This is a genomic window from Vibrio sp. MA40-2 (assembly GCF_047302445.1).
GTDB lineage: Bacteria > Pseudomonadota > Gammaproteobacteria > Enterobacterales > Vibrionaceae > Vibrio.
In genome coordinates, this window is record NZ_CP178628.1 from 1,599,662 (window position 1) to 1,615,157 (window position 15,496).

At 39.8% G+C, this 15,496-nt stretch carries 10 protein-coding genes; 6 read left to right on the plus strand and 4 right to left on the minus strand.

The features are described from left to right. Window positions 1-9: 9 nt before the first annotated feature. Complete coding sequence (locus ACLKML_RS14890) at window positions 10-2,349, minus strand: PilZ domain-containing protein (RefSeq protein ID WP_413283860.1); 2,340 nt, start codon at window positions 2,347-2,349, stop codon at window positions 10-12. Between the two features lie 201 nt (window positions 2,350-2,550). Here ACLKML_RS14890 and radA point away from each other — a divergent pair, with 201 nt between their 5' ends. Continuing rightward, window positions 2,551-3,927, plus strand: coding sequence for a DNA repair protein RadA (gene radA, locus ACLKML_RS14895; protein ID WP_413283861.1), 1,377 nt, complete (start codon window positions 2,551-2,553; stop codon window positions 3,925-3,927). A 194-nt stretch (window positions 3,928-4,121) separates the two neighbouring features. Then, window positions 4,122-6,212, plus strand: coding sequence for an elongation factor G (fusA, locus tag ACLKML_RS14900; protein ID WP_413283862.1), 2,091 nt, complete (start codon window positions 4,122-4,124; stop codon window positions 6,210-6,212). A 137-nt stretch (window positions 6,213-6,349) separates the two neighbouring features. On the opposite strand, the gene ACLKML_RS14905 is transcribed toward fusA, so the two are convergent. The 3 genes from ACLKML_RS14905 to ACLKML_RS14915 all read right to left on the minus strand — a co-directional run bounded on the left by ACLKML_RS14905 (window position 6,350) and on the right by ACLKML_RS14915 (window position 9,664). Continuing rightward, window positions 6,350-6,559 (minus strand): VF530 family DNA-binding protein, encoded by a 210-nt coding sequence (locus ACLKML_RS14905; protein WP_413285896.1) that lies wholly within the window; start codon window positions 6,557-6,559, stop codon window positions 6,350-6,352. 89 nt (window positions 6,560-6,648) lie between these two features. Continuing rightward, window positions 6,649-8,346, minus strand: a complete 1,698-nt coding sequence (locus ACLKML_RS14910; RefSeq protein WP_413283863.1) for an AMP-binding protein — start codon at window positions 8,344-8,346, stop codon at window positions 6,649-6,651. 229 nt (window positions 8,347-8,575) lie between these two features. Next, window positions 8,576-9,664: an ABC transporter ATP-binding protein gene (locus ACLKML_RS14915; protein ID WP_413283864.1), complete on the minus strand. Its 1,089-nt coding sequence runs from the start codon at window positions 9,662-9,664 to the stop codon at window positions 8,576-8,578. 372 nt (window positions 9,665-10,036) lie between these two features. On the opposite strand from ACLKML_RS14915, the gene ACLKML_RS14920 reads away from it, so the two are divergent. The 4 genes from ACLKML_RS14920 to ACLKML_RS14935 all read left to right on the plus strand — a co-directional run bounded on the left by ACLKML_RS14920 (window position 10,037) and on the right by ACLKML_RS14935 (window position 15,484). Next, entirely contained in the window at window positions 10,037-10,957 is a 921-nt protein-coding gene (locus ACLKML_RS14920; RefSeq protein WP_317717147.1) for a sugar ABC transporter permease, read from the plus strand. Further along, the gene (locus tag ACLKML_RS14925; RefSeq protein WP_413283865.1) at window positions 10,957-11,808 is read left to right on the plus strand and encodes a carbohydrate ABC transporter permease; all 852 of its coding nucleotides are present in this window, start codon (window positions 10,957-10,959) and stop codon (window positions 11,806-11,808) included. The genes ACLKML_RS14920 and ACLKML_RS14925 overlap by 1 nt, the downstream gene beginning before the upstream one ends. Before the next feature lie 169 nt (window positions 11,809-11,977). Beyond that, window positions 11,978-13,204, plus strand: a complete 1,227-nt coding sequence (locus tag ACLKML_RS14930; RefSeq protein WP_317717149.1) for an ABC transporter substrate-binding protein — start codon at window positions 11,978-11,980, stop codon at window positions 13,202-13,204. A 168-nt stretch (window positions 13,205-13,372) separates the two neighbouring features. Continuing rightward, entirely contained in the window at window positions 13,373-15,484 is a 2,112-nt protein-coding gene (locus tag ACLKML_RS14935; RefSeq protein ID WP_413283866.1) for an alpha-galactosidase, read from the plus strand. The last annotated feature ends 12 nt before the right edge of the window (window positions 15,485-15,496 follow it).

Consider the following 15,496-nt stretch of genomic DNA (forward strand, 5'->3'; position numbering starts at 1 on the left):
CGAATTAAATTATGTTAGTTCTAAGCGAATCAAAATTTCTTCTGTAATATCCACAATTTCACCAAATCCAATAATAGAATTAAATTCCTTCTCTAATGCTCTAGCGTGATGAGTGGTAGAGGAGGCCAGCTCAATTAATTCTTGCATTAATATTTGCGTTGATTTTTTACTAACCGGCATACCAGTCATCCTTAATGCATAGAATTCACCCAGTTGCTTGGATTTTTTAATAAATCGAATTCTTTCTTGAAAGGTTTGAAATTCATCATACAGTTTGGTGTAAACCGCTTCTACTTCATCACTTCTTTTTATCACTGCAATATAAATATCGTGATAAGTTGGTTTTGCATCTGGAACAGGTCTAAGAGGATTTTTCAATAATCGTGCACTACGATTTTTAAAAATGGCTTCTAAAGAGAAGGTATTTTTATGCCCCAGTTTTTGTAGTGTTTTTAAGTAGGGCTCTAGTGGGAAGTTAACCCCAATAGCGATAGGTTGAAGAACATTTTTTATCTTTGATATATAGATAGGTGTACTGGTTAGCCTTGGTAGTAGTACGTCGTACATGGCGTTTAACAAGTCATTGCTAGGTAAATCTTCATTGGTCAATAGAAGTTTATTTTTGTTGTGGTTGATGAGTTTTTTTAGAAAACTAATAGTACGAATAGTGTGGGTACTTTCTTCTAATGCAAGATGTAATATCAAGGTTTTAGGATCGAAACGTACGACTTTGTACGGGATGTTAGATAAAGGCGCGGACTCATCATAACGTTGCAGCTCCGTTAAGTTGACATTTAGTTGATCGTTTACCTTTACCGTAAGCGGTTGAGATAAAGCGACGAGTAAACCGTGTGACGAAAAATTAATCGTTTTGCCAGAAATGTGTTCGTTGTTGTTTAGCCCTAGTTTTACCGGAGATTTAAATTGGTAACGTGGAGCTTTACGTCGTGATATTGCGTCGTAATATAGCCCTCTAGGATTACCTGTTATTTTTCGGGGGTGTCTAAATTTATTCAACACACTTGAATTTAGGCTCGGTTTTTCGGTCAATAAGTAATCTCGAACCGAGCTCATATCAGATATTTCTTGTAATAATCCAAAATGAGTGAGTGGGGGTTCATTATCTGTTGAAGTGGCACAAGAAAATTGAGTGATTTCTTCTTCACTCAGTTCAAACATATGAATACGGAACACTTTCCAACTTTTACGCCTCGCTCCACTGTGCCAGAACAGATGCCTTTCGCTGCCTGTGGCTTCTGGCAACATCAGTGAAAAGTATAAATCTTTGCCTTGGTGATCATGTGTGAAAGAATAAATGACGTTGCTAGAATGTTTCACGCCTGATTTTGTGAGTTCATCCATCCTTGAAGGATTGAATAGATAGCTAAAAGATTGCTGACCTCGTTCATCATGCCAATAGTCCCAAATTTCTTTGTTAAAATCGTTTAGTAACGCAAATTTTAATTCTGTTCCAGAGAAAAATAGCGGCAGATTGCGTGTGTATTTAATATGAGTGTATTCGTAACAGTGTGTTCTCGCCTGTAGTATTTTGTCTTGATTATCATGATTGGCTTTTTTAGCATAGCTATCGAGCATAATATCAATGGCTCTAGCGATAATAGTGGTATCTGATATTCTGATTGCTCTCAGCCAGCGAATACTTTCATTTTCATTACATTCGTCAACCCCAATAATTCGGTATTCAATCGGCTTACTAAGCTCGTTCAGTTGACTTTGTTTTTCTATTTGAACAAATTTTGCGTCGATTATTTCACCAAGATTGTAATCGAAGGCACTCGGGACTTTTAGTTTTACACCTGAGCTAGATAAATCGACACTGGTAGCACAAATTTCTTGGCCACTTTGCAGTCGAATGTCCACCTGAGTAGACATTTTTAACCGTTGTTCTTGTCGGTTAAGAACCAAGCCAAGTTTTATGGCTTCTACATTAAATGGGCTTTCTGGAGCGTTGATGTTTGAATTAGGGTTATCTTTTGCATTTTGATGCATAACACGAAAATTATTTCTCGTGTTAACCATCGCTTCGTAAACCCCTTCAGTGTAACTACCAAATCGTTTGATTTTTTTATGGTAAGAATTGATCGCTACGTCGTCTAACCAATGTGTTCTTCCATCCAGTTTATATTCTCGACACTCGCCTTGAACTCTCCCTCTTAAATCAATTGATTTAATACAAGGGCTCATTAATCTATTTAACTCCATTTTGGCAATCACTTTTGCGGAAGCCGGCTCTCCTTCTGTTAGCTGAGCTAACACTTCTTCGAAGTCGGGCGCACCATAAACTGGAATTAATCTTTCTACTAAAGAGAGTATTTCAGATTGTTGCATTTTTTCTGTTAGAGTGTCCTGATTGAGTCGATATAGGTATATATCGACAAATTATTTGTTAACTTTAAAATATATAAATAATGTATTTTAGATATATAAACAATAATTTTAGAAATATAAAAATGTAAATTTAGGCTAATGCTTACTGATACCTTTTCAAATGATTAGGGGGATAGATTAGCCATAACATATTGAGGAATCATGGCAAAAGTAAAACGAGCCTACGTATGTAACGATTGTGGAGCGGATTTCCCTCGATGGCAAGGGCAATGTAACGCCTGTGGGTCTTGGAACACAATTACAGAGGTGCGTATGGCGGCATCTCCTCAAGTTGCTAGAAATGAACGACTAGCTGGGTATGCAGGAGCTGCCGAGTCAACGGTGCAGGTTCTTTCTGAAATTGACTTGCAAGAAGTACCTCGTTTTTCTAGCAGTTTTAAAGAGTTTGATCGCGTGCTTGGTGGGGGCATAGTACCTGGCGCGGCTATTTTAATTGGGGGGTCACCAGGTGCAGGTAAATCTACATTGCTTTTACAAACAATGTGTTTACTCTCTTCTCACATGCCTACGTTATACGTAACCGGTGAGGAATCATTGCAACAGGTTGCCATGCGTGCTTCTCGGTTAGGTTTGCCGAAAGAGCACCTTAAGATGCTTTCAGAAACTAATGTAGATAAAATATGTCAAATTGCTGAACAAGAACAACCTCGCATTATGGTTATCGACTCAATTCAGGTTATGCATGTTTCTGATGTTCAGTCGTCTCCAGGCAGCGTTGCTCAAGTAAGAGAGTCGGCAACGACCTTAACGCGATATGCAAAACAAAATAATGTAGCCGTTTTTATTGTTGGTCACGTTACTAAAGATGGTTCACTTGCCGGACCGAAAGTACTCGAACATATTATAGACTGTTCGGTTCTATTCGATGGCAATTCTGATAGCCGATTCAGGACATTGCGTAGTAACAAAAACCGCTTTGGCGCTATTAACGAATTGGGCGTGTTTGCTATGACTGAGCAAGGGCTGAAAGAAGTCAGTAACCCTTCTGCTATCTTTCTTTCTCGTGGAGAAGAAGAGACGTCAGGCAGTTCAGTAATGGTGATATGGGAAGGAACTCGACCTTTATTGGTTGAGATTCAAGCTTTAGTTGACTACTCCCAGCAAGCAAACCCGCGACGAGTAGCCGTAGGTTTAGATCAAAACCGTTTATCGCTATTGCTTGCTGTTCTACATAAGCACGGTGGATTACAAATGGCTGATCAAGATGTATTTGTTAATGTGGTTGCTGGGGTTAAAGTAACCGAAACCAGTGCCGATTTAGCGTTAATTATGTCGTTGTTATCCAGCTTCAAAGATAGACCATTAGCTAAGGATGTGGTTGTGTTTGGTGAAGTGGGTTTAGCCGGTGAAATTAGGCCAGTACCTAATGGACAAGAACGGTTAATGGAAGCATTAAAGCATGGATTTAAGACGGCTATAGTACCAGCGGCTAATATGCCTAAAGGTGGTATTCAAGGCATGAAAATTCATGGAGTGAAAAAATTGTCAGAAGCTATTGAAGCATTTGATGAAGTTTAATTGTAAAAAGTGATTTACGCATTGATAAAAGAGCCATCAATTTTTGTTTAACAGTAAATAAATTCTAACTACAATTAGATGTACGTGGTAAGATGAGCCACTTTTTATATAATCAACGCACGTTAGGGTATCAGTCTCGAGGGATTGTGGTATACTCTGCGCGCATTTTTATACCTTATTAACAGAGTAAGACAATGACTGATTTATCAAAATACAGAAATATTGGTATTTTCGCGCACGTTGATGCGGGTAAAACTACTACAACAGAGCGTATCCTTAAACTGACTGGTCAAATTCACAAGACTGGTGAAGTTCATGATGGCGAATCTACAACTGACTTCATGGAACAGGAAGCTGAGCGTGGTATTACCATTCAGTCAGCGGCAGTAAGCTGTTTCTGGAACGACCATCGCTTGAACGTTATCGATACTCCTGGACACGTTGACTTCACAGTAGAAGTATATCGTTCACTTAAAGTACTAGATGGTGGTATCGGTGTATTCTGTGGTTCTGGTGGTGTTGAACCTCAATCTGAAACTAACTGGCGTTATGCGAACGAATCTGAAGTATCGCGTTTGATCTTCGTTAACAAATTGGACCGTATGGGTGCTGATTTTTATAACGTAGTTGATCAAGTTAAAAACGTTCTAGGTGCTACACCGCTTGTAATGGTTCTACCAATCGGCCGCGAAGATGACTTCGTTGGTGTTGTAGATCTATTAACTCGTAAAGCATACGTTTGGGATGACACTGGTCTTCCTGAAAACTACGAAATTCAAGACATCCCAGCTGACATGGTTGACGATGTTGATCAATATCGTGAAGAGTTAATCGAAACTGCAGTAGAGCAAGACGATGACCTAATGGAAGCTTACATGGAAGGTGAAGAGCCTTCTATTGAAGATATCAAACGTTGTATCCGTAAAGGTACTCGTGATCTTGCATTCTTCCCTACTTTCTGTGGTTCTGCCTTTAAAAATAAAGGTGTTCAAATCGTTCTTGACGCAGTTGTTGATTACCTACCTTCTCCAACAGAAGTTGAACCTCAACCTCTTATGGACGAAGAAGGCGAAGAAACAGGCGATCACGCTATTGTTTCTGCTGACGAAACATTTAAAGCTCTTGCATTCAAAATCATGGATGACCGCTTTGGTGCACTAACGTTTGTTCGTATTTACTCTGGTAAATTGAACAAAGGTGACACTATTCTTAACTCGTTCACTGGTAAAACAGAACGTGTTGGTCGTATGGTTGAGATGCAAGCAGATGATCGTAACGAACTTACTAGCGCACAAGCTGGTGATATCATCGCGATTGTTGGTATGAAGAACGTGCAAACTGGTCACACTCTTTGTGATCCTAAGCACCCAGTAACACTTGAGCCAATGGTATTCCCAACTCCAGTAATCTCAATTGCTGTATCACCTAAAGATAAAGGTGGTTCTGAGAAAATGGGTATCGCAATTGGTAAAATGGTTGCAGAAGATCCTTCTTTCCAAGTTGAAACTGACGAAGAAACTGGCGAAACTATCTTGAAAGGTATGGGTGAGCTTCACCTAGATATCAAAGTAGATATCCTTAAGCGTACTTACGGTGTTGACTTAACTGTTGGTGCTCCTCAAGTTGCTTACCGTGAAACGATCACTAAAGCAATTGAAGATAGCTACACGCATAAGAAACAGTCTGGTGGTTCTGGTCAGTTTGGTAAAATCGACTACCGTATCAAGCCAGGTGAACCAGGTTCAGGTTTCACGTTCAAATCAACAGTTGTTGGTGGTAACGTACCTAAAGAATTCTGGCCTGCAGTAGAGAAAGGCTTCGGTGGCATGATGGAAAACGGTGTATTAGCTGGTTTCCCAACTCTAGATGTTGAAATTGAATTGTTCGATGGTGGTTTCCACGCAGTGGATTCATCTGCAATCGCATTTGAAATCGCAGCAAAAGGTGCTTTCCGTCAATCTATGCCTAAAGCTGGTGCACAACTTCTTGAACCTATCATGAATGTTGATGTATTTACTCCAGACGATCACGTTGGTGATGTTATCGGTGACCTTAACCGTCGTCGTGGTATGATCAAAGATCAACAAGCTGGCGTTACTGGTGTTCGTATTAAAGCAGATGTCCCTCTTTCTGAGATGTTTGGTTATATCGGTCACCTACGTACGATTACTTCTGGTCGTGGCCAATTCTCAATGGAATTCGCTAACTACTCTCCATGTCCAATGAACGTGGCAGAAGCAGTAATTGCAAAAGTTAAAGAAGATAAAGAGAACGAAAAGAAATAATTCGTTTTCTAATCTGAACTGAAAAAACCCGAAAGTATATACTTTCGGGTTTTTTATTAACCATTAAAAATAAAGAGATAAATAACGAAAGCTGATAGCGATTCAAACCGTATCAACTAATCATTATTGAGTCAGTTTTATTGTAAATCTAACCAAATACCCTCAACTTTTGCTCTGGCCCATTCTGTTTTACGTAAAAATTTCAAACTCGATTTAATGCTAGGATCTTTTTTAAAGCAGTTAATGTTGACCATATAGCTTAATTCTTCCCAGCCATAGTGCTCAACAAGATCAGTTAGCAGTTTTTCCAGTTTTATGCCGTGTAGAGGGTTGTTCGGTTGCATGATAATATGCCTAGTCGGTTATTTTTATTTATTATACGATATTTAATCGCAGGTTAGTTAGCTTGCAAGGCAACCATTGATAGTTTTAATCATCACTCTTCCCACACGACTACTTCATCTTTTGGCCAGTTAACTCCAATGTCGTGATATTTTTTCTCTAACACATGGCGTTTGATCTTCAACGTTGGTGTTAGAATGGTGTTTTCTATGCTCCAAGGTTCTTTTATCATAAGTACACCTTTAATTTTTTCGTGAGACTCAAGTTCTTGATTGATCGTAGCTATTACGCGTTCTAGTCGTTTTTGATAACGTTGTTTATCAAAGTTCGGGAACTGATGAGGTACCGCCAGCAATATTGGCGCAGGCATACCTAGTCCAACTAAGCACATCATCTCTATACGACTATATTCGTACAGTTTTTTTTCTATAGGAACTGGTGCGACGAATTTTCCTTTAGCTGTTTTAAATGTATCTTTTTTTCGTCCTTGAATAGTAAGGTAACCTTCGTTGTCAATTGAACCTATATCGCCAGTGTGTAGCCAACCTTGTTCGTCAAAAGATTCGTCAGTTGCCGATTGATTTTTATAGTAACCAGAGAACATACCTTGGCTGTGAACCATTATTTCTTCGTCTGAAGCGATTTTCAATTTGACGCCTGGAGCACAGTTTCCCACCGTGCCAATTTTATCTGCTTTAAACGGGTAATTAAGTGTGCTATAGGCGAAAGACTCCGTCATTCCCCATGCTTCTGTGATATTGATCCCGATACTGTGATACCAGTTTAATAAAGCAGGTGAAACAGGTGCAGAACCGCATCCTAAAATTCTGGCCTCATTTAACCCTAAACCTTCAATAATTTTCTTTTTAACCAACGAATTGATGAATGGAATTTTCAACAGAAAATTGAGTTTTTTCTGCGGCATTTTGTCTTGAATTCGCTGTTGGAACAGAGCCCACAACCGAGGTACTGAGATAAACAAGGTTGGTCTATGCATTTTTACGTCGTCAATAAAAGTGTCGAGTGATTCAGGGAACGCGACTTGAACACCACCTGCGATTGAAGATCCGAAAATATATACCCGCTCGGTAATATGAGCGAGCGGTAGGTATGAAAAGGCTCGGTCTTCTTGGTTGATATCTAAATGTTCTACCAAGCGTTGCGCAGACCAACTGAATGCACCATAGGTTAACATTGCGCCTTTTGGCGTTCCGGAAGTACCAGATGTGTAGACGATAGACATCAACTTATCATCAGAATGCACAGGGCGCTCTTTTGTTGGCGTGGAATTTTGGAGCAGATCTTCATAGGTTAGTTGGCATTTTGCTGCACTTTCATAAGGTAAAGATATGGTGGTAAGCTGTGGATGCGATTGAAGTGCTTTTTCTACCGCAGACGCATCGTCTAATTTACCAATAAAGGCGGCTTTACTTTCGCTGTGTTGGAGACAAAATTCAATGGTATCCGCGCCAGCAGTAGGAAAGATGGGCACGCTAATAAAATCCCCCATCATTAGAGCTAAATCAGTAATAAACCACTCAGCGCAATTTTTGGAAATTAAAGCTATTTTATCACCCGGTTTAAGGCCTTGTTTACGTAAGGCTGTTACCAATTTCCCCGCGATAGTTGCAACTTGAGAATATGTGTAAGTAACAAATTTTCGATCGATGATCTGCTTTAGATAGACATCATGAGGTCTAGAGGCGGCCCATTTTAATATGAGTTCATTGGGTGGTGGTAATACACAGAGACTGGCGGAATTTTCTGCTGTTATTTTTTCCTCTAAGCTCATAACATTCTCACTAATTTGTTATATTATTGTTAATTTAGTGTAACACGCATGACTTTGTTTGGTAGTTTTTAAACTAGTGTTTGAATGCCTAATTAGTCGATTAGTGAGTAAGATCAATATTCCGCTTTAGTTACGGTAGACGGTAAAAAGAGTTACGGTAGGCAGTAAAAAGGCGAACTAAAGGTCCGCCGTAAGTATAAACTGAGTGAGCTACGTGATTAAGTTTTACCTAGTTACTCGTAATACAAATATCATTCTCATCAAATAAATGTACATCTGATGCTGCACAACTGAGAATGACTTTTTGGAAACTCTTAATTTCTTGGTCGCCGGGTAGGTGGACAGTGAAACCATCGATACCAGATGACTGACCAAACATATAGGTACTATTACCCAGCCTTTCAACCACTTCACTTTGAAATGCTATTTTTATATCGGCTTGATCATTAAGTACTAGGTGCTCGGGACGAATCCCAAAGGTAATTTTATCGTCTATTGCTAGGGTCGTTTTGCTATACGGAACAGAGAATTGGTCGCCATTTTCGGCTTTTAGTGTGACTTGTTCTGAGCTGACTTGAGTTACGGTTGTCGGGATAAAGTTCATTTTTGGTGAACCAATAAAACCTGCCACGAACAAGTTACCAGGTCGATGGTAGAGATCAAGAGGAGACCCGACCTGTTCAATTCGACCATCTCTAAGGACAACTATCTTATCTGCTAATGTCATCGCTTCTACTTGATCATGAGTTACATACACCATGGTATTTTGCAGTTCTTGATGCAATTTAGCGATTTGTAAACGCATTTCAACCCGAAGTTCTGCATCTAGGTTGGATAATGGTTCATCAAATAAGAATACTTTCGGATCGCGTACAATCGCCCGGCCTATAGCAACACGTTGACGTTGCCCTCCGGACAGTTCTTTAGGTTTTCTTTTACGTAGTGGGTCAAGTTGTAACGTTTTGGCTGCAATATCGACCTGTTTTTTGATTTGCTCTTTTGCAACCCCATTCATCTTAAGACCAAAGCCCATGTTTTCTTCTACTGTCATGTGCGGGTAAAGTGCATAAGACTGGAATACCATTGCAACCCCGCGTTCTGCTGGGTCAATGTTGTTGACTAAAGTATTGTCGATATGTACTTCACCTTCAGTAATATCTTCTAAACCAGCAATGAGTCGTAACAAGGTCGATTTACCACAACCAGATGGGCCAACAAATACGACAAACTCTCCGTTTTCTATTTCTAGATCGATCCCATGAATAGTTTGAACATCACCAAAACGTTTGATGACTTTTTTTAGAGTAATGTCCGCCATTACCGACTCCTTTACTACAGCGTTGCTGAATGTTGGTTTAAACCATATGTACGCTAGGTGTTTTATTTATAAAAAGCTTTATTTAAACAAAGCAATATTTGTATAAAACATACGCGTTTTAGGGAGATTTGTTAGCAATGAAATTTGAATAGTTGATCTCAGTCATATTTATAAAGCGAATTATCGCTATTTTTGTGAAAACGTTTACAAAAAGGCACCTTGCTTGTGCAAACGGGTCACCTTAGATCTATTATAAATCAGTCAGCCGTCGTGCTTTATAACTATTACTTTATAGTTATTCATCATTATTCGACTTTTTTATATATTCGAATAGGGTGATTGCGCGACATAACTAGTGGGAGTGTCGGACCAATGGAGCCTTCAGTGAAAACGATCTACCCAGAAAACCGTATGCCTTCGGTAAGTAACAAAAGGCGAATCAGTTCCAAGTTATCACCGTGGTTATTTTTAGCGCCCGGAATGATAATTTTTGCCATTTATGTCGTTTATCCTATTCTCTCCAGTATTTGGTTAAGTTTTTTCGAGTGGGATGGACTGGGTGAAAAAGTATGGGTTGGATTCGATAACTACGTCGAGCTGTTTGATTCAGGTGCTTTTTACACTGCGATTAAAAATAACCTATTGTGGCTGATGTTTTTTATGTTAGCACCACCGATAGGGTTGGCTATTGCGCTGTTCCTAAACCAACAAGTTAGAGGGATTCGAGTAGTAAAATCGCTATTCTTTTTTCCATTTGTTATCTCTCAAGTTGTCGTAGGTTTAGTGTTTGCTTGGTTTTATGACCCGAGTTTTGGTTTACTTAATATTGCTTTAGGTTGGTTTGGTATTGAACCAATATCGGTATTAGCCGATGAAGATTGGGTAACCTACGGTATTATCGCGGCTGGCCTTTGGCCACAGATCTCCTATTGTATGATCCTATATCTTACTGGCTTGAACAACTTAGACCCAGAGCAACTAGAAGCGGCGCGATTAGATGGCGCTAAAAAATTCAAGATGCTTTGGTACATTGTTATTCCCCAGTTAAGACCGGCTACTTTCATTGCTATTGTTGTGACTGTGATTGGCGCATTACGCTCTTTCGACTTAGTGGCTACCATGACATCTGGCGGGCCATGGGGGAGTTCGACGGTATTAGCTTATCTCATGTATGAAGAATCTATCTTTAACTATCGTATGGGCTACGGCGCTTCAGTTGCCGTGATGTTATTCCTCATTATGGATGTCTATATCGCTTACTTCTTGTGGCGCATGTTAAGGAGTGAAAAATAATGTTTCCAAAACCAATTGAAAAATCAGGTCGTTTCGCCAACATTAGTTATCGTGTTGCATTGCCTATTGCTTTAGGTATGTGGTTACTGCCGCTAATGGCAGTAATGATGACTTCTATTCGCTCAATGGAAGATATTAATAAAGGTAACTATTGGGGATGGCCGACAGATTTTAATCTGGTCGAAAACTATACCCAAGTGTTCACCGCTACTCCAATGGGCCAGTATTTAATAAATAGCTTAATGATAACCCTTCCTGCGGTTGCAGGCGCGGTGGCTCTGTCTACCTTGGCGGGGTTTGCTTTAGCTAAGTATAAATTTAAAGCCAATTTGTGGATCTTTGCGCTGTTTATTGCCGGTAACTTTGTGCCTTTTCAAATTTTGATGATTCCAGTGCGCGATATTACCATTGCCTTTGGCATTTATGACACGCATTGGGCGCTGATTTTTTTCCATATCGCATTTCAATCCGGATTTTGTACCTTATTTATGCGTAACTTTATGGTGGGTATCCCTGATGCGCTTATTGAGGCTGCGCGAGTTGAAGGCGTCAGTGAAATGAAAATATTTTGGCATGTTGTGTTACCTCTGGTGAGACCGGCATTAGCAGCACTTTCTGTACTGGTTTTTACTTTTATCTGGAATGATTTTTTCTGGGCTTTGGTATTAGTACAAAGTGATGAAGTTCGTCCTGTCACCGCCGGATTAAGTGCTTTGCAAGGACAATGGTTAGCATCGTGGCAATTTATGTCTGCTGGTGCAGTTGTTGCCGCCGTACCACCTGTTATCTTGTTTTTTACTATGCAACGTCATTTTATTGCTGGATTAACGTTAGGTGCGACCAAAGGGTAATGTTAAAAAAATGTTGATTAGAACACCAGAGTGAGAGACCGTTCAAAGAGCAAAGACTCTAGATAACGTAAGCTAACTCACTTCTAAAAAAGAAACGTGAAACAAATAGAACAATATAATTAGAAATCGGACCAACCTGAGCAATAGCTCAAAAAACAAGGACCTCAATATGAAATATGTGAAACATATTGCTACCTCTACACTGCTTGCTGCAACTGTATCGACGACTGCGTTTGCAGGTGTACTCGTTATTAACTCCGATCAAGCTGATCCGGCACCAAAAGCCGCATGGGCAGAGATTATTCAGCGGTTCGAGACTGCAAATCCGGATATTACAGTAAAATATAATCTTTATGATAAAGAAGCGTATAAAACAACAATTCGTAACTGGTTAGTGACCTCTCCACCAGATGTTGTTTACTGGTATGCCGGTAATCGCATGAAAACTTTTGTTGATCGCGGCTTAATTGAAGATGTCAGTGATTTATGGCAAGAACAAGACATGATGAGTGACTTTAAATCTGCCGCTCCAGCAATGACGGTAAATGGAAAGCAATACGGTGTTCCATATACTTATTATCAATGGGGAGTGTACTATCGTAAAGACCTGTTTGAAAAATTTGGTATTGCAGAACCAAAAACATTTGAAGAACTAAAATCGGCTGCAGCAACACTGAAGAAAAATGAGGTTGCACCATTTGCTATTGGGACTAAATATCTTTGGACAGCAGCTGGTTGGTTTGATTATCTTAACTTACGTACAAACGGTTTAGATTTCCATATTCAATTAATGGATGGAAAAGTACCTTATACTGATGAGCGAGTTAAGAAGACCTTTGAAAATTGGAAAGAACTGGTAGAGCCTGGTTATTATTTGAAAAATCATGCCTCTTATTCTTGGCAAGAAGCCCAACCGTTCTTATATAATGGTCAAGCAGCTATGTATCTAATAGGTAACTTTATTGCGCCTAATTTTCCAGAAGAGATCAAAGACAAAATGGGCTTCTTCCAGTTCCCAGTAATTGATCCTTCAGTGCCAATGGCCGAAGATGCACCAATGGATACTATTCATATTCCTGCCAAAGCAGAAAACAAAGCTGACGCACGTAAGTTCCTTAAATTTGTTGCTCAGCCAGACATACAACAGCTTATTAACAGTAAAATGTTGCAGATCCCAACCAACAGTAAAGCGAAAGCGGTCGATAATGAATTCCTCAATATCGGTGTAAAAATGCTGTCGGAATCGGCTGGTACTGCACAGTTCTACGACCGTGATACCAGCCCTGCGATGGCAAAAGAAGGTATGAAAGGTTTCCAAGAATTTATGGTTAAACCTGAACGTTTAGATGCCATTCTAAAACGTCTGGAAAAAGTACGTCAGAGAGAGTTCAAATAACTTCTGTTTAATTGAGTCTGACTATGAAACAGCCGCAGCCAATTTGGTTGCGGTTTTTTCCTCTTTTTATATTTATTGGAGAGGTTAATTATCTCTCAGGCGCACGTCACTTATCCCCTTGAGTCTAAATTAATTTCTCCAATTGATATCACTTGCAGGTTATAGAATATGAACACTATTCATTTATTTAGCGCCAATACCAGCGTTGTTATTCTTACAAAACCCACACCACAAATTCTCTATTGGGGGCAAAAACTCGATCAATGTGATGATTCGATTGCATTATTAACAGAACGAGCGGTTTCACAAGCACGTCTAGATATAGATATTCCTTTATCACTGTGTCCTGAAAATGGCAGAGGTTTATTTAGTACGGCGGGGTTAGAAGGTTTTCGAACGGATTCACAAGGGCGAAATGTTGATTGGGCTCCTGTTTTCCAAACCATACAAGTTCAAGCTGATGAGCAGTATGCAACATTGACCTGCTTGGATGAAGTGGCGCAATTACAACTTACGATCGAATTGTATTTGGACAGTTCTGGGGTGTTGAGAAAAACGCTGTGTATAAAGAATAGTGGTAAAACGTGTTATCACTTGAATCGTTTAGTTAATACATTACCGTTACCACATCGTGCGGATGAAGTGATGAGCTTTCATGGCCGTTGGAGCCGAGAATTTCAAACTCAACGAGTCTCTTTGCAACATGGCGCTTTTAGTCAAGATAATCGACGCGGGCGGACATCTCACGAATATTTTCCGGCTATGATGGTGGGTAATAAAGGTTTTTCAGAGCAGAACGGTGAAGTATGGGGAATGCATTTAGCTTGGAGTGGCAATAATCATATTCGCTGTGAAAGCAAAAGTGATGGTCGACGTTTTGCTCAAATGGGCGAGTTACTTTTGGCAGGGGAAATATCCCTTGCGCAAGGTGAATCTTATAAGACACCAGAACTCTATGCATGCTATAGCAACATAGGACTGAACGGTATTCGAGCACAATTTCATCGATTTGTTCGGCAAAATATCCTTGCATTTCCAACCGATACAGTTAGACCCGTACATCTTAATACTTGGGAAGGGATCTATTTTGACCATGACCCAGATTATATTAAAAACATGGCAACTGAAGCGGCTAACATCGGTGTTGAACGTTTCATTATTGATGATGGTTGGTTTATTGGCAGACATGGAGAAAAATCTGCATTAGGTGATTGGTTCTTAGATAAAAATAAATACCCAGATGGGCTCGAACCGGTGATCGAACATGTTAATCAATTGGGTATGGAGTTTGGTTTATGGGTGGAACCAGAAATGGTGAATCCTGATTCGAATTTATTCCGTAAACACCCAGATTGGATACTTGGCCTTGATGGTTATGAGCAGCCAAGTGGGCGATACCAATATGTGTTGGATTTGCAAAATACACACTGCTTTAATTATTTGTTCAATTGCCTAGATGCATTACTTACCGATTATAATATTCGCTACTTCAAGTGGGATATGAATCGAGAATTAGTCCAACCGGCACACGAAGGCAGCCCGGCCGTTAATGGGCAAACTAAAGCATATTATCGACTTTTGGATGAGTTAAGTAATAAGCATCCAACCGTTGAGATTGAATCATGTTCTTCTGGAGGTGGGCGTATTGATTTTGAAGTACTCAAGCGCACACACCGTTTCTGGACCTCAGATTGTAATGATGCATTAGAAAGACAAACCATTCAGAAAGGGATGAGCTATTTTTTCCCACCTGAAGTAATGGGCGCTCATATTGGCCCATTTGAAAGTCACACTACTCGTCGTCGGCACGATATTAATTTACGTGGAATTACCGCACTGGGTGGTCACATGGGAGTGGAGTTGGATCCAGTGAAAGAGAGTGATCAAGAAAAATCACGCTTTGCACATTATATAGCCTTACATAAGCGTTTCCGTACATTATTGCACTCTGGTGAGCTGTTCTATTTAGATTCCAATGACGTCAATCGTACCGTTTACGGAGTCACTAATAGCGATGAAATGCTCCTTACTGTCTGCCAACTTGCTATGCCTGACTACGCCAATGCAGAACCTATTCGTTTGGCTTACTTGCAGCCCAATAAGCAATACAAAGTAGACGTAATTGATTTTCCACAAGCCAGCAAAGGGTTAATGAAACAGATGCCACATTGGATGCATGAAAGCCGCATATTTAGTGGTGAATTACTTAATAAAGTTGGTTTAAGTATGCCTATTCAAGATCCTGAAACCGCCATGTTAATTAGTATTCAAGCAGTATAGAGGATATAACCA